Annotated in this window: 16 protein-coding genes; 12 read left to right on the top strand and 4 right to left on the bottom strand. The window is 61.5% G+C overall.

Annotated features, from left to right (window positions below):
* Positions 1-4 precede the first annotated feature (4 nt).
* Positions 5-1,681 (bottom strand): 30S ribosomal protein S1, encoded by a 1,677-nt coding sequence (rpsA, locus tag ACE3SE_RS07780; protein WP_045846199.1) that lies wholly within the window; start codon positions 1,679-1,681, stop codon positions 5-7.
* Between the two features lie 110 nt (positions 1,682-1,791).
* Positions 1,792-2,460 (bottom strand): (d)CMP kinase, encoded by a 669-nt coding sequence (gene cmk / locus ACE3SE_RS07775; protein ID WP_062789501.1) that lies wholly within the window; start codon positions 2,458-2,460, stop codon positions 1,792-1,794.
* A 276-nt stretch (positions 2,461-2,736) separates the two neighbouring features.
* On the opposite strand from cmk, the gene aroA reads away from it, so the two are divergent.
* The 3 genes from aroA to ACE3SE_RS07760 all read left to right on the top strand — a co-directional run bounded on the left by aroA (position 2,737) and on the right by ACE3SE_RS07760 (position 5,439).
* Positions 2,737-4,023: a 3-phosphoshikimate 1-carboxyvinyltransferase gene (aroA, locus tag ACE3SE_RS07770; protein ID WP_374554441.1), complete on the top strand. Its 1,287-nt coding sequence runs from the start codon at positions 2,737-2,739 to the stop codon at positions 4,021-4,023.
* 347 nt (positions 4,024-4,370) lie between these two features.
* A complete protein-coding gene (locus tag ACE3SE_RS07765; RefSeq protein WP_045846197.1) occupies positions 4,371-4,817 on the top strand; it encodes a nucleoside triphosphate pyrophosphohydrolase family protein in 447 nt (148 codons plus the stop codon).
* 73 nt (positions 4,818-4,890) lie between these two features.
* Positions 4,891-5,439 carry a cytochrome b gene (locus ACE3SE_RS07760; RefSeq protein WP_045846196.1) on the top strand — a complete coding sequence of 183 codons (549 nt, stop codon included), beginning with the start codon at positions 4,891-4,893 and terminating at the stop codon, positions 5,437-5,439.
* Positions 5,440-5,491: 52 nt separating this feature from the next.
* Here the strand turns inward: ACE3SE_RS07760 and ACE3SE_RS07755 are convergent, their stop codons facing one another.
* The gene (locus ACE3SE_RS07755; RefSeq protein ID WP_374554440.1) at positions 5,492-7,009 is read right to left on the bottom strand and encodes an MFS transporter; all 1,518 of its coding nucleotides are present in this window, start codon (positions 7,007-7,009) and stop codon (positions 5,492-5,494) included.
* A 90-nt stretch (positions 7,010-7,099) separates the two neighbouring features.
* Here ACE3SE_RS07755 and ACE3SE_RS07750 point away from each other — a divergent pair, with 90 nt between their 5' ends.
* Entirely contained in the window at positions 7,100-8,029 is a 930-nt protein-coding gene (locus ACE3SE_RS07750; protein ID WP_374554439.1) for a LysR family transcriptional regulator, read from the top strand.
* A gap of 57 nt (positions 8,030-8,086) precedes the next feature.
* On the opposite strand, the gene ACE3SE_RS07745 is transcribed toward ACE3SE_RS07750, so the two are convergent.
* Positions 8,087-9,109: a LacI family DNA-binding transcriptional regulator gene (locus ACE3SE_RS07745; RefSeq protein ID WP_062789499.1), complete on the bottom strand. Its 1,023-nt coding sequence runs from the start codon at positions 9,107-9,109 to the stop codon at positions 8,087-8,089.
* Positions 9,110-9,349: 240 nt separating this feature from the next.
* Between ACE3SE_RS07745 and ptsP the strand changes: the two genes are divergently transcribed.
* From ptsP to ACE3SE_RS07705, 8 genes are all read left to right on the top strand, one after another.
* On the top strand, positions 9,350-11,854 hold the full coding sequence (gene ptsP, locus ACE3SE_RS07740; RefSeq protein ID WP_374554438.1) for a phosphoenolpyruvate--protein phosphotransferase: 2,505 nt from the start codon (positions 9,350-9,352) through the stop codon (positions 11,852-11,854).
* Positions 11,851-12,807: a 1-phosphofructokinase gene (gene pfkB / locus ACE3SE_RS07735; RefSeq protein WP_374554437.1), complete on the top strand. Its 957-nt coding sequence runs from the start codon at positions 11,851-11,853 to the stop codon at positions 12,805-12,807. Before ptsP ends, pfkB begins: the two co-directional genes overlap by 4 nt.
* Positions 12,808-13,021: 214 nt before the next feature.
* Positions 13,022-14,737, top strand: coding sequence for a PTS fructose transporter subunit IIBC (locus ACE3SE_RS07730; protein ID WP_374554436.1), 1,716 nt, complete (start codon positions 13,022-13,024; stop codon positions 14,735-14,737).
* 205 nt (positions 14,738-14,942) lie between these two features.
* Complete coding sequence (locus ACE3SE_RS07725) at positions 14,943-16,316, top strand: MFS transporter (RefSeq protein WP_374554435.1); 1,374 nt, start codon at positions 14,943-14,945, stop codon at positions 16,314-16,316.
* Between the two features lies 1 nt (position 16,317).
* Entirely contained in the window at positions 16,318-18,675 is a 2,358-nt protein-coding gene (locus tag ACE3SE_RS07720) for a beta-glucosidase (RefSeq protein WP_374554434.1), read from the top strand.
* A 289-nt stretch (positions 18,676-18,964) separates the two neighbouring features.
* Positions 18,965-19,123 carry a hypothetical protein gene (locus tag ACE3SE_RS07715; RefSeq protein ID WP_374554433.1) on the top strand — a complete coding sequence of 53 codons (159 nt, stop codon included), beginning with the start codon at positions 18,965-18,967 and terminating at the stop codon, positions 19,121-19,123.
* Between the two features lie 207 nt (positions 19,124-19,330).
* Positions 19,331-19,690: a translation initiation factor Sui1 gene (locus ACE3SE_RS07710; protein ID WP_374554432.1), complete on the top strand. Its 360-nt coding sequence runs from the start codon at positions 19,331-19,333 to the stop codon at positions 19,688-19,690.
* Between the two features lie 152 nt (positions 19,691-19,842).
* Positions 19,843-20,433: a helix-turn-helix domain-containing protein gene (locus ACE3SE_RS07705; RefSeq protein WP_374554431.1), complete on the top strand. Its 591-nt coding sequence runs from the start codon at positions 19,843-19,845 to the stop codon at positions 20,431-20,433.
* Positions 20,434-20,441: the final 8 nt, after the last annotated feature.

The following is a 20,441-nucleotide window of genomic DNA, read 5'->3' as shown; positions in this document are numbered from 1 at the left end:
GCAATTACTCGTTGGAGCCGGACAGCTTGGCCTTCAGCAGAGCACCCAGGTTGGTCGTACCGGCAGAAGCGCTGTCAACCGACAGGTTCTTCATGGCGGTGCTGTCTTCCTGAGCATCCTTGGCCTTGATGGACAGGCTGATATTGCGGGACTTGCGATCCACGGCAATGATCACGGCTTCCACTTCGTCGCCATCCTTCAGCAGGGTACGGGCATCTTCCACGCGGTCACGGGACAGCTCGGAAGCACGCAGGTAACCTTCAACGTCCATGTCCAGAGCAACAACAGCGCCCTTGGCATCAACAGTCTTCACGGTGCCCTTGACGATGGCGCCCTTGTCATTCATGGCAACGTAGTTGTTGAACGGATCACCTTCCAGTTGCTTGATGCCCAGGGAGATGCGTTCTTTTTCCACGTCGATGGACAGAACAACGGCTTCAACTTCGTCACCCTTCTTGAACTTGCGTACGGCTTCTTCGCCAGCTTCGTTCCAGGACAGGTCGGACAGGTGAACCAGGCCGTCGATGCCGCCCGGCAGACCAACGAACACACCGAAGTCGGTGATGGACTTGATCGCGCCCTTCAGCTTGTCGCCCTTGTGGAAGTTGTCGGCAAACTCGTTCCACGGGTTGGCCAGGCACTGCTTCATGCCCAGGGAGATACGACGACGGTCTTCGTCGATTTCCAGGATCATGACTTCAACTTCGTCACCAACCTGAACTACCTTGGACGGGTGTACGTTCTTGTTGGTCCAGTCCATTTCGGACACGTGTACCAGGCCTTCGATGCCTTGTTCGATTTCAACGAACGCGCCGTAGTCGGTCAGGTTGGTTACCTTGCCGAACAGACGGGTGCTGGCCGGGTAGCGACGGGACAGACCAACCCACGGATCTTCGCCCAGTTGCTTCAGACCCAGGGATACACGGTTCTTCTCCTGGTCGAACTTCAGGACCTTGGCTTCTACTTCGTCGCCAACAGCCAGAACTTCGGACGGGTGCTTCACACGACGCCATGCCAGGTCGGTGATGTGCAGCAGGCCGTCGATGCCGCCCAGGTCAACAAACGCACCGTAGTCGGTGATGTTCTTGACGATACCCTTGATAACGGCGCCCTCTTTCAGGGTTTCCAGCAGAGCCTTGCGCTCTTCGCCCAGGGTTTCTTCCAGAACGGAACGACGCGAAACAACCACGTTGTTGCGCTTGCGATCCAGCTTGATAACCTTGAATTCGATGTTCTTGTTTTCGTACGGGGTGGTGTCTTTCACCGGACGTACGTCAACCAGGGAACCCGGCAGGAAGGCGCGGATGCCATTGACCATAACGGTCAGGCCACCCTTGACCTTGCCAGAGATCAGGCCGGACAGGATCTTGCCGGTTTCCAGCGCTTCTTCCAGCTCAACCCATGCAGCCAGACGCTTGGCTTTTTCACGGGACAGCTTGGTTTCGCCAAAACCGTTTTCCAGTGCGTCGATGGCAACAGTCACGAAGTCGCCAACAGCAACTTCAACAACGCCTTCGTCGTTCTTGAATTCTTCGGCCGGAATCAGGGATTCGGACTTCAGGCCGGCATTTACAGTTACGAAGTTGGAATCAACTGCAACGACTTCGGCAGTGATCACCTCGCCCACGCGCATGTCGTGAAGGGTCAGGCTTTCTTCGAACAGCTGGGCAAAGTTTTCCATGGAGAGGGTAGTCATCAAGCTTACTCTCGGTGCACACCTTGCGGCGTGCGGGGTTAGGGTTGAACACAGGGCGCATCTTGCAATGCAGCAGGAATTGCCCCTTTAAAAAATCATATGCCGGAGGCCTGGTACTGCCCGAAGTGGCGAAGCACTGTATCAACCGCCTGGTCGATGGTGAGCTCCGTGGTGTCGAGCAGAAAGGCGTCCGGCTCTTGTCGCAGCGGCGCTACCGGCCGGGCTGCGTCACGCGTGTCCCGATCGATAATGTCCTGCTTAATCTGTGGGAGGTTAGCAGATTCTCCCTTGCCGATCAACTGCTTATAGCGGCGCCTTGCACGTTCGTCCGCGCTGGCGGTCAGGAAAATCTTGACGGCGGCTTGCGGGAACACCACCGAACCCATGTCGCGACCGTCCGTCACCAGGCCCGGCGCCACGCCAAAATCACGCTGGCGCTGCAACAGGGCGGCACGTACTGCCGGCAGCGCAGCCACCTTGGAAGCGCCAATGCCGATTTCCTCGGCACGAATTTCCGCACTGACATCGTTGCCATCCAGCAACACCACGCCTTGCTCGAATGCAGCAGGCAAACCGGCAGCCAGGCGGGCCAGCGCCGTTTCATCGTCCCAGTTCACTCCCAGCTTGCGCGCATGCAGGGCAAGCAGGCGGTACAGGGAACCGGAATCAAGATAGTGGAAACCCAGGCGTTGGGCGACGATGGCGGCGACAGTTCCCTTGCCGGAAGCAGAGGGGCCGTCAATGGTAATGACAGGAACAGACATGGGTTTGGTTTGCATCCGCAAGGCAGGCCGCGACAGGCGCGCATGGCCAAAATGCTGATTTTACCGCAGCCCCCCCGACTCAGGAACGGTTTCGGGCGGATTTTCTGGCCGGAATAGATAAAAAATGCCGCCAACGGCCATGATTGTAGTTTGCACGTTACCCCGCTGCCCTTTAGAGTGGTGGGCTGCAACGCACACTACTGCCTGCAGGCAGGGTGCGTGATGACAAGACCCGGACAACTTACCCAGACACTACTAGAGACACGACGCACCGCCATGGAACAGCTCCGCCTCACTCCGACACCGCACCTTGCCGGCACCATCAAGCTCCCCGGCTCCAAAAGCATCTCCAACCGCACCTTGCTGCTGGCAGCACTGTCCAGCGGCAGCACGCTGGTGCGCGACCTGCTGGATTCGGATGACATCCGCCACATGCTGGCAGCCCTGGGCTTGCTGGGCGTGCAGGTGGAACAGATCGGCGACAGCCGTGACTTCCGTGTGCAAGGCGTGGGCGGCGAGTTTCCGGTCAAGAGTGCCGACCTGTTCCTGGGCAATGCCGGCACGGCTTTTCGGCCGCTGACTGCCGCACTGGCACTGATGCAAGGCCATTATCAGCTGTCCGGCGTGGCCCGCATGCACGAACGCCCGATTGGCGACCTGGTGGATGCACTGCGCATTGCCGGTGCCGACATCAGCTACCAGGGGCAGCCGGGCTATCCGCCGCTGACCATTCGTCCGGCCAGCCTGCGCGCCGGGGAAGTCATTCCGGTCAAGGGCAATGTCTCCAGCCAGTTTCTGACCGCCCTCTTGATGGCGCTGCCTCTGACCGGTGAAACCACCACCATCGAGGTGGTAGGCGAACTGATTTCCAAACCCTATATCGAGATCACCCTCAACCTGATGGCACGCTTTGGCGTACAGGTGGAACGTCAGGGCTGGCAACGTTTTGTCATTCCGGGCGGCCAGCACTATATCTCTCCGGGTGAAGTGCATGTTGAAGGTGATGCTTCCAGCGCGTCCTACTTCCTTGCTGCGGGTGCGCTGGCGGGTGGCCCGGTACGGGTGGAAGGCGTGGGTAATCAGAGCATCCAGGGCGATGTGAAGTTTGCCGACACCCTGCGCCAGATGGGCGTGGCCATTACCATGGGCGACAACTGGATCGAGGCAGTTGCCACTGGCAAGCTCAAGGCCATTGATGCCGACCTGAACCACATTCCGGACGCCGCCATGACCATTGCCGTGGCCGCACTGGCTGCCGATGGCACCACCACTTTGCGCAATATCGAAAGCTGGCGCGTGAAGGAAACCGACCGGCTGTCGGCCATGGCCACCGAGCTGCGCAAGCTGGGAGCCACCGTTGAAGAAGGTCAGGACTACATCCGCATCACCCCGCCCGCACAGCTGCTGGCCGACGCCGAGATCGACACTTACGACGATCACCGCATGGCCATGTGCTTCTCGCTGGTTTCCCTGCTGGGTGTGCCGGTCGTCATCAACGACCCCAAATGCGTTGCCAAAACCTTCCCGGACTATTTCGAGGTGCTGGCCACCCTGCACGGCTAATTCATCCTCCCGGCCCCGGCTTCACTTGCTGCAGGCCACATGGGACTCGCCACAATGCCAACGCCCGCTTTGCGGGCGTCAGGCTGCTGACAAAGTAATCTGCTTCGATTGCACAGGACCCGGCAAAGCCGGGCCTTCAGACCAAGTTATTGATTTCTCAGCTTTCCCATCTATTCCCAATCCCCCCGCCCTTGCCTTGCCAATTGAAGATGGGAGCCTCGCTTTCTTTTCAGAAAGCGAGAGGGAGTTTGCCAACAATCTGATGCCCGCCTTGCGGGCTTTTTCATTGCCAAATCCGGACAAGAAACACAATATATAGATATTTTTAAAATTACAGACACAACAAGATGACCAACCTCTACGCCATCCGCCGTGAATTCATGCAGCGTTTCGACCTTCCCGCCGCAAATCAACCCGGACTGCAAGCAAACACCCTGGCCATGTGGGAAACCATGCTGCACGAAGAAATGGCTGAATTCCTGCACGCCTTGCAGGAATTCAAACAGCTGGCCGGCTGCGACCAGCAGGAACAAGTACGCCGCATGGCAGAGCTGACTGCAGAAGGCGTGGACGTGCTGAATGTGCTGACCGGGCTGCTGCTGTCGCAGGGCATGCCGCTGGAAGCCATGACCGAGGCCATTCATCAGGCCAATCTGCGCAAACAGATTGATGGCAAGGTAGTGCGTCGTGCCGATGGCAAGATTCTGAAACCCGAAGGCTGGCAAGCCGCAGACAAATGCGCGGTGATCCGCCAGGCCCAGTCATTACATCACCCTACTGCTGACGATGATTAAGTCTGATTTAATAAATACGGCGTAACATGCACACAGATTGATTCGGGCATGCCCACTGAAAAAAGGAAGCATCATGCTGAAAAATTCACAACACAGTTATGGCCGTCTGGCACGTGCCCTGCACTGGCTGAGTGCACTGGCAGTGATTGCCGCACTGGTTTTCATCGAATTCAAGGATATTGCACCCAAGGGCAGCCCGCTGCGTGACTTCCTGAAGTCCGGCCATTTCCAGGCTGGCATCATCGTGCTGTTGCTGTTCCTGCCGCGCCTGCTGTGGCGACTGGCCAACCGCGTACCTGACATCACACCGGCGCCGCAGCCGGCCGCCATGCTGCTGGCTCACGCGGCACACTGGTTGCTGTATGCACTGATGCTGGCTCTGCCGATACTGGGCATCGCCATTGTGCAGGGCAATGGCAAGGACGTGGTTTTCCTGGGTAGCACGCTGCCGGTGTTCTTCTCGCTGGGCAAGGAAACCGCGCACAACCTGAAAGAAATTCACGAAGCGCTGGGCAACCTGTTGCTGTGGCTGGCCATTTTCCATGCTGCAGCGGCAGTCTGGCACCACCGCTTTGTCAAGGACGACACCCTTACCCGCCTGACCGGTCCGATTCGCCCCTGATATCCACGCAAACACCCCGCCTTGGCGGGGTGTCTGCATTTACTGCCCTGCATCAGCGCAAATCCCTTTGCCACAGCGCCATCACCATGGCCAGTCCTGCCAACATGGCCAAACTCAGCAAGGCGTGGTCGCAGGCAATCAGTACCGCCTGCTGCGTCACCTGAGCTGACAATCGCGCAAGATCAGGCAGGTCCAGCCCCATTCCCCATTGCCTCAGGCTGAGGGCGTCCAGACGGTCCAGCAAGCTCATGCGGGCCACCGCCTCTCCCGCTTGCAATTGCAAGGCTGCCAAACCGGTTCCCATGGCCATGGCCAGTTCACGCAGGATGTTTTTCAGCTGATAGGCATGGGCAAAATCCTCTGCCTGCACTTCGGCATAGGTCATGGCTGCAATCTGCAATACCGATAGCACCGGCACCAGCCCATGCAGCAGGATGGCCGGCAGTACGCTGGCCAGTGCTGCGCCCGGCATGGCTACGTGTGACAGCCACATACAGCAGAGCAATAGCAGGCCAAAACCCAGCGCCAGCACATGGTGACGCCGTGTCAGCCAGCGACTGGCATACAAATAGGACAAGGCCATCACCACCGTCACCAGGCTGCCCATGCTCATGGCCCAGCCGGTGGTGACAAAGTCGAAACCCAGCCCGTGTTGCAGCATGGCTGACAACAGGTAAGACCAAATCCCGTTGCACAGGTAATAAAGCGCATAAAAAGCCAGCCCCATCAGATAACGCCGTCGCAATACGGCATGCAGTTGCAACCAGGGGTCCGGGTGGGTATGGAGGCGTCGCCAGGCCAGCAACAGCAAGGCCACACCAGCCAGCAAGGCCAGCCACATGCCGGGACGGGCGCTAAAGCGCAAAAAGCGCAGATCTTCCAGCGTATGTAATACCAGCAAGGCCCCCAGCCCCAGCGCCGCCACGGCCAACCAGTCCAGTTCCCCGGCCTGGGCACGGGTGGGCGCACCGGCATGCCGGGGATAGCTGATCTGTACCAGTAGCAATAACAGCGGGACAAAACCGGCCTGCAACCAGAAAATGGCCTGCCAGCCCCAATCTTCCACCAGCAGGGCCGAGAGCCACGGGGAGATTCCGGACAAGCTGAACAAGCCAAGCAAGAAGCCATACATCAGCGGCTTGCGCTCCCTGGGCTGCGCCACCAGTTGCAGCAGGATGCGCGAGGCCGTAAACAGCCCGCCACCACCCAGGCCCTGAAACAGGCGCGCCACCGCCAGGCTGGTGATTCCTTCCGCCAGCGCACAGCCCACACTGCCCGCCATGAACAGCAGCAAGGCCCACTCGGTATAACGCCGGTAACTGATCAGGGTGGCAAAGCGGCCCAGCAACAGATTGACCAGCACCGCGCCCACGGCAAAGCTGGTAAGCACCCACAAGTATTCTTGCGGTGCCGCTGCCACACCACCCTGAATGGCTCCTCCCGCCACCCCCATCATGCTGACGGCGACAAAGTCCGCCCCGGTCACCAGACCCAGCGTCAGGCCAAACAGTCTTACCTGCCAGGGGCGGCACTCGGGGTGGGCTTGCAACAGCACGGGATAGGCATTCATTCGACTGGAGGCTTTGGACTGGGATGGATCGCGCTGACTATAAAGACCATGTTATTTTGAATAAACCGTCAAAATTGAAATCATTATTCAATGCCACGTACAAATGATTGGAATGACTGGTATCTATTCAGCTGTGTCGCGCAGCTGGGCAGTTTCAGTCGGGCGGCAGAACGACTGCAACTGCCCAAATCAACAGTCAGCACCGCCTTGACACGACTGGAACAGAAGCTGGGATCACGCTTGCTGGAACGCAGCACCCGTCGCCTGCGACTCACCGAGGCCGGCTTTCATTTACTGGAGGAAATCAGCCCGCTGTTTGCCCGGCTGGAAGATGTGGCCGACCACCTGCAAGGCCTGGCCGAGGCACCACTCAGCGGCACCTTGCGCATTGCCGCGCCTTACGAGTTCGCCAGCCTGCACCTGAGCCCGGTGCTGTGCGACATCATGCAGGCACATCCTGACTTGCACATCGAGGTGGATGTCATCAGTAATCAGACCGACCCGCTCAGCAGCGGGCATGACCTGAGTTTCGTCATGACCAGCCACCCGCTGCCGGATTCCAGCCTGCTGGGCAAGCGCCTGTACACCTTGCAACAGGGCCTGTTTGCCGCACCGTCCTTGCTGGCCGCACGTGGCCGGCCACAACATCCTTCTGAACTGCAAGGCTGGCCGCTGCTGGGTGCAGCCAGCGCCCTGCCTTGGCGCTTGCTGCATGCGGATGGCACTGAATTCACACTGCAACAGGGCTTGCATCTGCAAACAGCCAATGCCGGGCTGCGCTTGCAAGCGGCCATTGCCGGGCGCGGTGTATGCCTGGTGTCGCGCAATTTTGCCGCTGCGGCGCTGGCGGCCGGACAGTTGCAAAGCATACTTGGCGACTGGACCCTGCCGCCGTTGAAAACCTATGCGCTGGTGCCCAATCGCAGCTTGCACCCCACCAAGACCCGGCTGCTGCTGGATGGACTGGAACGGCATTTTGCCGCGACAGAACGACAAGCAGTTCACACCAGCAGCCGCTGACGGCAAGAAAAAAGGACGTCAGCTGACGTCCTTTGTAGCGACAGATACGGCCTGTGATCAGCGCGGTTCGGCACCCTGCTGCCCGGCATGTGCCGCGATGGGTTGCGCAGTGGAACCACGGGCAATCAAGCGCCCGGACAGCACCACCTTGCGTGCACTGCGGGCCGGGTCTTCCAGTCGCTCCAGCAGCATCTTCATGGCGGTGCGGCCAATGTCGTATACCGGCTGTTCGATTACCGTCAGGCCGGGGCCGGCCAGTTCGGTCCAGTTGTCATTGTCAAAGCCGGCCAGTGCCAGCTGCGCCGGAATGCTGACGCCCGCCGCACGCGCGCCGCGCAACATGCCCAGCAATACCAGGCCATTACTGGCAATCAGTGCTTCCGGTTGAACCGGTTCGCGCAGCCAGTCGCGCACGGCCTGCTCTGCGGCCTCCGGCGTGGGGGCAATAAAGCGCGCCTCCGCCTGCAAACCATGCTGCTGCATGGCGGCCACCACGCCAGCATGGCGCTCGGCACCGGTGGTACTGGTGTTACCGAACAGACCGCCGATACGGCGATAGCCCTGCGCCAGCAAATGCTCCACCAGCAGGCTGGCGGCTTCTGCATTGTCCAGCACCACGGCATCGGTCTGGCCGGGCGGGGCCGCGCGGTCTATCAGTACCACCGGAAAACCCAGCTGGTGCGGGTCCAGCTTTTGCGCGGTGGCACGGGTGGGGGCAAAAATGACCCCGGTCACCCGTTCTTCCTGCATCAGCCGCAGGTACATGGCTTCTTTTTGCGGGTTTTCGTCGGTATTGCACAGAATCACCCGCATCCCCACCGCATAGGCGGCGTCCTCCACCGCACGGCTGACCGCCGTGAAAAAGGGGTTCCGGATATCGGACACAATCAGCCCGATGGTGTGGCTGTGCTGCGAGCGCAAGCGTCGCGCCGACAGATTGGGCAGATAGCCGGTGGCGGCCACTGCTGCTTCCACTTTCTTGCGCAGCTCCTCGCTGACCGGGCCACCGCCCAGTGCACGCGATACCGTTGCCACCGATACCCCTGCGGCGCGGGCTACATCCTTGATGCCTACCGTCATTTTGCAATCGTTTTCAGTCAGATTGTCGTGATCGTGCATCAAGTCCAAAACCATTGCAAGCCTTTGGTTTCAATGCATCTTGTTGACTTGAGTAAAATTTGATCCAGATAGTCAACAATCAATATTGACAGCAATTATGTAATCGTTTTCAATGCCATCAACGCAACGCCAGACAATAGTCAGCACAGCCCCTTTTTGGGTGCAATGCAGCAAAATAACAGTACCAGGAGACCACTCCCGATGTCGCACGATCTGATCCATCCGGAACTGATTTGCCTTGCCACCGCTCCGGCCAGCAAGGAAGAGGCCATCCGCCAGGCCGGCCAGCTGCTGGCCAACGCTGGCTGTATCGACGCCGCCTATATCGACAGCCTGCTGGCACGTGAAGCCGTGGCTAACACCTTTCTGGGTCATGGCGTCTCCATTCCGCACGGCATGGTGGAAGACCGCCACCTGATCAAGCGCACCGGCATTGCCATCCTGCAGATTCCGCAGGGCCTGGAGTGGAATCCGGGACAAACCACCCACCTGCTGTTTGCCATTGCCGCCCAGTCGGACGAACACATCCAGCTGCTGCGCAGGCTTACCCGCTTGCTGCAAGACGAACCCCGCCTGCAGCAGCTGTTTGCCACCAGCAACCCGCAAGACCTGATTGCCGCCCTGTCCGATACCGCAGCCGCACCGGCTGCGCCGCAGCAAGCCGCTGGCGATCTGGCCGAACAGTTTGAATGGCAGGTGGACTACCCCAATGGCCTGCACGCCCGCCCGGCCACCGCGTGGGTGGAAACCGCCCGCCAGTACGCGGCACAGGTGCAAGTGCGTCACGGCCACCATGTGGCTGACGCCAAAAACATGATTTCCCTGCTGCAACTGGGCCTGCAACGCGGCGACCGGCTGGTGGTGTCCGCCGAAGGCAGCGATGCCGCCGCCCTGCTGCAAGCGCTGCAAGGGGTGATGACCCGCCTGACTGCGCAGGAACAAACCGACGCCGCACTGGCCGCACAAAAAGCCCAGGCCCAGCGTAGCGAAAACAACTGGCAGCCGCCGGGCCACCCGCTGGAAGTAGCCGGCATCAGCGCCAGCCCCGGCCTGGCCATCGGTCAGGTGCATGTGCTGACCCACGGCCTGCCCGCCATTCCCGACCACCCGCTGGCCCTGGCCGAAGCCGGTGACAAACTGCATGCCGCGCTGGCCGATACCCGCGCCGAACTGGCCAAACTGGCCGAAGACACCGCCCAGCGCCTGGGCAATGCCGAAGCCGCCATTTTCAAGGCCCAGGCCGAACTGCTGAGCGATACCGACCTGATCACCCTGTCCTGCCAACTGATGGTGGAAGGCCACGGCGTGGCCTGGTCCTGGCATCAGGCAGTGGAAAGACTGGCCGACCGTCTGGCTGCGCTGGGCAATCAGCTGCTGGCCGCCCGCGCTGCCGACCTGCGCGATGTGGGCCGCCGCGTGCTGGGCAAGATCGACCCCAGCCTGCAAGCCACCACCCTGTCCGACCTGCCGGATAACTGCATTCTGCTGGCCAGCGATCTGTCGCCGTCGGACACCGCCGGGCTGGATACCAACAAGGTGATTGGCCTCGCCACCGCCCAGGGCGGCCCGACTTCCCATACCGCCATTCTGGCGCGCACCCTCGGCCTGCCGGCACTGGTAGCCGGTGGCCCCGGCCTGTTGGGTGTGGCCAATGGCACGGCAGCGATTCTGGATGGCCAGGCTGGCCGCCTCTACCTGAACCCGGGCGAAGCCGACCTGAAATCCGCCCGCGACTGGATGGCACAACAGCAGCTGCGCAAGGAGCGCGAGGAAGCCGAACGCAGCCTGCCGGCCCAGACCCGTGACGGCCACAGCGTGGAAGTGGCTGCCAACGTCAACCGCCCGGACCAGGTGGCCGCCGCCATTGCCGCCGGTGCCGAAGGCGTGGGCCTGATGCGTACCGAGTTCCTGTTCCTGGAACGTGACGACAGTCCGGACGAAGAAGAACAGTTCGCCACCTACCAAGCCATGCTGCAGGCACTGGAAGGCCGTCCGCTGATCGTGCGCACGCTGGATATCGGCGGCGACAAGCAAGTGCCCTACCTCAACCTGCCGCATGAGGAAAACCCCTTCCTCGGCATGCGTGGTGCCCGTCTGCTGCTGCGCCGCCGCGACCTGCTGGAACCGCAGCTGCGTGCGCTGTACCGCGCCGCCCGTGGTGGCCAGCCGCTGTCCATCATGTTCCCGATGATTACCTCGCTGAAGGAAATCACCCGCTTGAAGGGCCTGTGCGAGGGCATCCGCCGCGAGCTGAACGCCCCGGCGGTGCCGATCGGCATCATGGTGGAAGTGCCCGCCGCCGCCACCCTGGCCGACAAGCTGGCCGAACATGTGGACTTCTTCTCCATCGGCACCAACGACCTCACCCAGTACGCGCTGGCCATCGACCGTCAGCACCCGGAACTGGCCGCCGAGGCCGACAGCCTGCACCCGGCAGTACTGCGCCTGATCCACCAGACGGTACAAGGTGCCACCCAGCATGGCCGCTGGGTAGGTGTGTGCGGTGGCATTGCCGGCGACCCGTTCGGTGCCGCCCTGCTTACCGGTCTGGGCGTGAACGAACTGTCGATGAGCCCGCGTGACATCGCCAGCGTCAAGGCCCGCCTGCGTGGCAGCGACTTTGCCAAGCTGGCCGACCTGGCGCAGCAAGCGCTGGATTGCGATAGCGCCGAAGAAGTACGCGCCCTGCAGAGCCTGCTGTCATGAACGGCCCGCTGATCACCATCACCCTGAACCCGGCCATCGACCAGACGGTGTGCGTGCAGGATTTTCAGCCCGGCAGCGTCAATCTGGCGTTGTCCAGCACCAGCAATGCCGGTGGCAAGGGCGTGAACGTGGCCAGCTGTCTGGCCGACTGGGGCTTGCCGGTGCTGGCCACCGGCCTGTTGGGACGCAATAACAGCGAAGCGTTTGAGGCGCTGTTCAAGGACAAAGGGATTGCCGACCGCTTCATCCGCGTGCCGGGCGACACCCGCGTCAACATCAAGCTGTCCGATCAGGCCAATGCCAGCACCACCGACATCAACCTGCCGGGCCTGACCGTAGGCGAGGTGCAGTGGGAACGCCTGCTGACCCTGCTGGCGGCAGACGTCAATCCGGGCAGCCAGATCGTGCTGGCCGGCAGCCTGCCGCAAGGACTGGAGCCGGAACGACTGCCGGTGCTGATTGGCAAGCTGCGCCAATGGGGCGCACATGTGCTGCTGGACAGCAGCGGTGCCGCACTGGCCACCGCACTGGCCGCGCCACGTGCCAGCCTGCCCGACTGCATCAAGCCCAACCGCCACGAACTGGAACAGTGGGCCGGACGCCCCCTGCCCACCCTGCAAGACGTGCTGGCCTGCGCCCGCCAGTTGCAACAGGCCGGTGTGGCCGAAGTGGTGGTGTCGCTGGGCGAAGAAGGCGCGCTGTTTGTGCTGGACGACGGCCCGGCCCTGCTGGCCCGCCTGCCGGTACAGAACCCGCTGAGCACCGTGGGTGCCGGTGATGCACTGGTGGCCGGCCTCAGCGCCGCGCGCCACCAGCGCCTGGCCGGTGAAGACCGCGCCCGGCTGGCCGTGGCCTTTGCCACTGCCAAGCTGGCCCGCATCGGCCCCCACCTGCCGGCACGCAGCGAGGTGGAACAACTGGCACGGCAAGTGGAAGTGCAGCACCTACAGTAAGAGCGGTTAACAAAACAGCGCAGCATCCCTGAGGCAAGGCGCGCCGACGCAGACAGTACACACAGTACGACCAGGAGGCGCAACGCCGCATCAGGTTTTTTGTTAGCTGCTCTAAACCATCATGCTGCGGGCGGGCAACGCTCCCTCACCCCCGCCACGCAGCAGATCATCAGCAAAGCAACAACAACAGGCAGATAAAACTAGGAGATAGACAATGGCAAACCTGCTGGCAGTGATTGCAGCTCCCGATCGCAGCACCCAGTCCATGCTGGCTGGCGAAGCGCTGCGCCAGGCGGCTACCCGGCTGAAACACAAGATCGATGTAGAAATCCACACCGCACAAGGCGTGCAACAGCCGCTGAGCGCCAGCGCCATTGCCGACGCCGATGCCGTGCTGCTGATTGGCGAAGCCGCCGCACAAGACGTGCGCTTTGCCAACAGCCACACCCTGCTCAGCTCGCTGGAAGCCGTGCTGGCCGATGCCGAAGGCCAGCTCAAGGCCAGCCTGAATGCCCGGACTGCCAGCAGCGCGCTGCGCATTGTCGGCATTACCTCCTGCCCCACCGGCATTGCCCACACCTTCATGGCGGCCGAAGGCCTGAGCCAGGCTGCGCAGAAACTGGGCCACAGCATCCGCGTGGAAACCCAGGGTTCGGTGGGTGCGCAGGACACGCTGACGGCAGATGAAATCCGTCTGGCCGATGTGGTGATCATTGCCGCCGACACCCAGGTGGACCTGTCGCGCTTTGTCGGCAAGCGTTTGTTCTCCAGCGGCACCAAACCGGCCATCAACGATGGTGAAAACCTGGTGCGCCGCGCCATTGCCGAAGCCCAGCCGCACGGTGCCAGCCAGGCAGCCAGCAGCCAGACTGCCGCCAGCCCCGCTTCCGCAAGCAGCGCCCAGAGCGAGCAGCGCAGCGGCGCTTACAAACACCTGATGACCGGTGTGTCCTTCATGCTGCCCTTTGTCACCGCGGGCGGCATCATGATTGCACTGGCTTTTGCACTGGGCGGCATTTACGCCTTTGACGACGCGCACAAGGGCACGCTGGCCTGGGCCTTGTTCCAGATTGGCGCCAAATCCGCCTTTGCGCTGATGGTGCCGATTCTGGCCGGTTACATTTCCTACTCCATCGCCAACCGTCCGGGTATTGCCCCCGGCATGGTGGGTGGCATGCTGGCCGCCAGCCTCGGTTCCGGCTTTCTGGGTGGCATTGCCGCCGGTTTCATTGCCGGTTACGGCACGGATTTCCTCAACAAGAAAATCCAGCTGGGCCGCAACCTTGATGGCCTGAAGCCGGTGCTGATCCTGCCGGTACTGGGTTCCCTGCTGGTGGGCCTGTTGATGATCTACGTCATCGGCACGCCGGTGGCCGGCCTGCTGGCCATGCTGACCGATGCGCTCAAGAGCATGCAGGGCAGCAGCGCCTTGCTGCTGGGTGCCATTCTGGGCGCGATGATGGCCTTTGACATGGGCGGCCCGGTGAACAAGGCAGCCTATGCCTTTGCCACCGGCCTGATTGCCAGCCAGGTGTACACCCCGATGGCCGCGGTAATGGCTGCCGGCATGACTCCGCCGCTGGGCATTGCCCTGGCCACCAAGCTGTTTGCCGACCGCTTTACCGCCGACGAACGCGAAGCCGGCAAGGCCGCTGGCGTGCTGGGTATTTCCTTTATCAGTGAAGGTGCCATTCCGTTTGCCGCCCGCGACCCGCTGCGCGTGATTCCGTCGCTGATGGTGGGTTCGGCCGTGACCGGTGCCATCTCCATGGCCATGGGCGTGGAACTGAAAGTACCGCACGGTGGCGTGTTCGTGCTGCCCATCCCTAACGCGGTGACCAATCTGGGATCCTACCTGGTGGCACTGGTGGTGGGTACGGTGCTGACCGCCGTCATGCTGCGCGTACTGAAAAAGCCGCTGGCACAGTAAGCCTTGAGCGGGCCGGCAACGCAGATCTGCCGCCCGCCTGACGATTACCCTCTCGGGCCAACTCCATTGCGGGTTGGCTATTTTTTTGTCCTGCGTTTTGAAAATCCCGCCATAAAACCCGACGTTTCCAGAGTGCGATCTCCATAGCCGTGCCGGGAGGCGCTGCTATGTTAGGGCCCATCCCCTGGCTCTGGAGAACCGCATCATGTCAGATCCTGCCCTGTCCGCCGCCGATGTCAGACTGGGCCTGCGAGAAAAAGCAGGCTATGGACTGGGAGACATGGCGTCCAATCTGTCATTTGGTGCCGTCTCGCTGTTCCTGCTATTTTTCTACACCAATATTTTCGGCCTGAGCGCCGGTGAAGCCAGCCTGATTTTCCTGATTGCCCGCATCATCGATGCACTGTTCAACATCCTGCTGGGCTACGCCATCGACCGCACCCACAGCCGCCACGGCAAGCTGCGGCCATACCTGCTGTATGGCGCGCTGCCGCTGGGTGTGCTGACCGTACTGTGCTTCAGCACACCGGACACCAGCTACAAGTTTGCCTATGCCCTGGTGAGCTACACCCTGTATTGCCTGGCCTATACCACGGTGAACACACCCTATTCCGCCATGAACAATATGCTGACCCAGCACACCATGTCGCGCGCCTCGCTGTCGGTGTACCGCATGTTGTTTGCCACGCTGGGTTACTTTGTGGTGTCGGTATATGCCGACCAGTTGATCCGCCGCTTTGCCGACCCGCGCACCGGCTACCAGCTCACCATCGCGCTGTTTGCCGGGCTGGCCACCCTGCTGTTCTACGCCTGCTTTGCCATGACCAGGGAACGCATCCGGCAGGACGAGGACACAGCCCCCAGCCTGCGCCAGATGGTGCAGGCCATTACCGCCAACCGACCCCTGTTCCAGTTGTCGATGTTTACCGTGTTTACCTATATCGCCTACAGCGTGTGGATGGCCGCCGCCATTTACTACATCAACTACGTACTGCGCGATGAAGCCTATACCGCCAGCTTCTTCGCCATCCAGACCGTGGCCAATCTGGTGGGCACCATTGCCTCGGAACAGCTGATTGCCCGCTTCGGCAAAAAAAGGCTGACCCTGCTCACCCTGAGCGCAGGCGCATTGGCGCTGGCTTGCCAGTACTGGCTGGCAGGTGACAACCGTCTGGCCATCATGGCCTGCGTCAGCGTGTACAGCGCGGCCATGGGCAGCATCTTTGTCTGCATGTACGCCATGCTGGCCGACACGGTGGAATACGCCGAGTGGCAGCACCATGTGCGTACCGAGGGGGCCATTTATGGCTATTTCAACTTCATCACCAAGGTGGCCATGGCCATTGCCGGCGGGCTGGCCGGGCTGATCCTGCAATATGCCGGCTACGACGCCGCCCATATCACGCCGCGGGCACAGGACTGGATCGCCCTGATGATGACGCTGATACCCGCCGCCCTGTTCGTGCTCGCCCTGCTGTTCATGCTGCGCTATGCGCTGGACGAAAACAGCTACCGGCACATGCTGGGCCAGATTGCAGCACGCAAGCAGCCCGCCGCCGCCCAGCCACAGGAGACCTGACATGCGCACCTCCCACACCGAACTGATCGCCCGCATGAGCCCGGCAGACAAGGTCAGGCTGCTCAGCGGCCAGGGCCTGTGGCGTACGGCCAGCCTGCCGCAGCTTGGTATCAGCGACTTTGTCATGACCGACGGCACCTATGGCGTGCGCTATAGCAGCGCGCAGATCGACCAGCAGCAAGGCTGGAATATCAGCGACTTCCTGTCCGTGGTGCAGCAAGACGCGGGCCAGGTGACTGGCGACAGCGACAAGGGCGGCTCCGAGGCACTGTTCGGCCACTCGCGCCCGGCCACCTGCTTTCCCAATGGCTCCAGCCTGGCCTGCAGCTGGGATGTGAACCTGGTGGAACAAATGGGACGGGCGCTGGGTATCGAATGCCAGTCCATGGGCGTGGGCCTGCTGCTGGGGCCGGGCATCAATATCCGCCGCACGCCGCTGGCCGGGCGCGGTTACGAGTATTACTCGGAAGACCCGCTACTCAGCGGCGATCTGGCCGCCGCGCTGATCAACGGTTTGCAGCAAGAAGGCGTGGGAGCCTGCCTCAAACACTTTGCCTGCAATAACTCGGAATTCCAGCGTACCGGGATGGACTCCATCGTCGACGAGCGGGCACTGCGCGAAATCTATCTGTACGGTTTCCAGCGCGCCATTGCCAAAGCGGATCCATGGTCGCTGATGTCCTCCTACAACCGGCTCAACGGCGAACAGACCTCGCAGCACCACTGGCTGCTGACCCGGGTATTGCGCGAGGAATGGGGCTATCAGGGGCTGGTGATGTCGGACTGGTACGGCATCAAGGACCGCCCGGCCTCGCTGTTGGCCGGTAATGAACTGGCCATGCCGGAAAACCCGCTGGACAATGCCGAACTGCTGGCCGCCATCGAACAGGGCCGCATCCCGCAGGAGAAACTCGACCGCGCCTGCCTGCACATGCTGCAACTGATAGCCAAGGTGCATGCCGGTCAGCGCCCCGGCACCAAGGCGGATTTTGCCAGCCACCATCAGCTGGCACGGCAGATTGCCGCCGAATCGCTGGTTTTACTGAAGAACGACCAGGACTTGCTGCCATTGAATGGCCAGCAGCTGCGCCGCCTGGCAGTCATTGGCAAACCGGCACGACAGCCGGTGATCCAGGGTTCGGGCTGTGCCACCACCCAGCCCTGGCAGCTGGACTGCCCGCTGGATGAAATCCGCGCACTGGCAGGGAGAAGCGTGCAGGTCGACTACGCTGTCGGTGCACCGCACGACGAATTCGACGACGAGACAGCACTGCAACATGCCTGCGCCATGGCATCCGCCGCCGAGGTGGCCGTGGTATTTGTCAGTACCCCCATCGGGGTGGATGGTGAAAACGGTGACCGCCAGCATCTGGGCCTGCTGGCCAGTCATGAGCGACTGATTACCCGGCTGGCTGCCGTGCAGCCCAAGCTGGTGGTGGTGCTGTGCAATGGTGATGCCGTGCTGATGCCCTGGCTGCCGCAGGTGCCTGCCGTGCTGGAATGTTTCTTTGCCGGTCAGGGCATGGGCCAGGCGGTGGCTGCCACGCTGTTTGGCCACAACAACCCCAGCGGCAAGCTCACCACCACCCTGCCCAATACGCTGGAAGAAACCCCGGCCTATCTGCACTACCCCGGCGAAAATGGCCGCCACCTGTATGGCGAAGGCTTGTTCGTCGGCTACCGCTATTACGACAAGCGCCAGATGCAGCCGCTGTTTCCGTTTGGCTTTGGCCTGAGCTACACCCGTTTCGACTACCAGAACCTGCAACTCTCCAGCAACAGCATGGACGAGCACGGCAGCGTGACTGTCTGCGTTGACATCCACAATCGTGGCACCCGCGCCGGCAAGGAGATCGTGCAGCTGTACATTGCACCACCACCTTCTACGCTGGCGCGGCCAGTGCAGGCCTTGCGCGGCTTTGTCAAACTGGACATCCCGGCAGGAAGCATGCAGCGGGCGCAGTTCACGCTGCAAGGCGAGGATCTTGCCTGTTACGACCCGGCTCACTCGGCCTGGGTAGTAGAAGGTGGCCAGTATGAAATCCGCATCGGCGCATCCAGCCGCGACATTCGCCAGCAAGCCATGCTGGTAGTCGACAGCAAACCGCTGTATCCCAGGCTGAGGGCAGACTCCTCGCTGGTACAGCTCACCCGGCATCCGCCCATGCTGCAGGCGGTGGCCGAACTGGTTGCGAGCAAGTGCCCGCTCAGTGTGGACGAGGCCCGCGCCAAACTGGTGAATATGGCTCCCGATATGTTCGGCGGCTTGTTCATCACCCTCACCGCCATGCTGGGGCTGGACATCAGCCGGGCAGAACTGCAGCAACTGCTGGAGCAGGACGCACACACCAGGCCCTGACCCGGCTGTTGCGGTGTCGCGCTTTTTTCATTGCCGCGTCAAGCCACTGTCACAGACAGCAGCGACAATGACGGCCATACCAGCTCTGGTGCCGGGCTGTCTCTTGTTCCGTTGTTTCTCTCGGCTTTACTCTCAGGCCAACCCCGTTGCGGGTTGGCAATTTTTTTGTCTCATCGACTGCCGGACCGGTCTGCACCGGGTAAATAAAGGCAAAGTCGTCAGCAAAGTCTTGCTGGCACGCCAGACCCTCTGCATGGTTAGCTGTTTTCCACCGTCAGGCCTACGTCGCATGATTACCGCCACCACCCCGCAGGCAGTCCACTATCCGCCACTCACCCCGTCGGCACCGGCCAGCAGCCCCGCCCCCGGCACGGCAACACCAGCCGCCGTGCCCACTAGCCCGGAGGTGCCAACCACACCGGATGGCCGCATCAATACCTACGCCTGATCAGCACGCGTCATGGTCGACATCCATCACCGCCGACCGCAGTACCATGTGCTTGTCCGTGCCGGTGGAGACCCTGCTGCTCCGTATCGCACATTGTGCTTTGTCCATCTTGCGGCTCCTGCTGGCTGCCCTGCCCTGTACCAAGTCATCGTCTTGGCGCCGGTTTGGCGCTAGACTGCCGGCTGCCCTGTCAGCCTGCACTTACCCATGAAATCGAAATCTTCTTCCGGCGGCCTGGTTTACTCCACCGAACATGGCCGCATGTGCCCCGACTGCCGCCAGCCGCTTGATGCCTGTATCTGCCAGCAATCCACCCTGCCCAGTGGTGATGGCATCGTGCGTGTCAGCCGGGAAAACAAGGGCCGTGGCGGCAAGACCGTCACCGTGGTAAAAGGCGTGCTGCGTGATGCGGCCGGCCTGAGTGCCTTGGGCAAGCAGCTGAAAAACGCTTGCGGCAGCGGTGGAACGGTGAAGGACGGCTGCATCGAAATCCAGGGAGATCATGTCGCCACCGTCATCAGCACTCTGCAAAAGCAGGGCTTCACGGTAAAACGTGCCGGCGGCTGAACTCGGCAGGCCCAGCGAGCGGTGTTTCGTGGGCCAATGCCTCAGCCAGCACCATTGATCTTGCTAAAAAAATACAACAATAATTTTTACAATGTGAAAATTTAAGTCATTTTTTTCACAAAACTTCAATCTGCCTGCGTATGCTGGCAGACATGACAGCAATCACAGACACCTCACTCAAGGACAGCAGCCCGCCCAACCCGGCCTGGCTGGGTGAACAAATCCGCCAGTTGCGCAAGCTGCGCAAACTGTCCTTGCAGCAATTGAGCAGCGCCACCGGGCGCTCCATCGGCTTTCTCTCCCAGCTGGAGCGCGGCAAAAGCCAGCCCAGCGTATCCGACCTCAACAAGCTGGCCACCGCCCTGGCCGTGCCCTATGGCGTGTTCTTCAGCCAGGCCCCGGCGCATGAGCGCGGGCTGGTGGTACGCCAGGCACACCGCCCGGTACTGCACTATGCCGAAGGTGTCAGTGACGCCCTGCTCTCGCCCGGCTTTGCCGGTGGCTTGCAACTGATGCTCACCCGCTTTGCCCCCGGTGCCAGCTCCGGCCCGCAAACCCTCAGCCACGGCGGCGATCAGGGTGGCATGGTGCTGTGCGGCAGCCTGGAGCTATGGGTAGACGAACAATGCCACCTGCTGGCTGCGGGCGACAGCTTCAGCTTCAACAGCAGCCGACCGCACCGCTATTGCAACCCCGGGCATGAAGAAGCCCAGGTGGTTTGGGCATACACCGTCAGCGCCTGAAGCGCCGC

The sequence above is a fragment of the Aquitalea pelogenes genome (assembly GCF_041914625.1).
Classification (GTDB): domain Bacteria; phylum Pseudomonadota; class Gammaproteobacteria; order Burkholderiales; family Chromobacteriaceae; genus Aquitalea; species Aquitalea pelogenes.
This window is presented reverse-complemented; position numbering and strand designations above follow the sequence as displayed.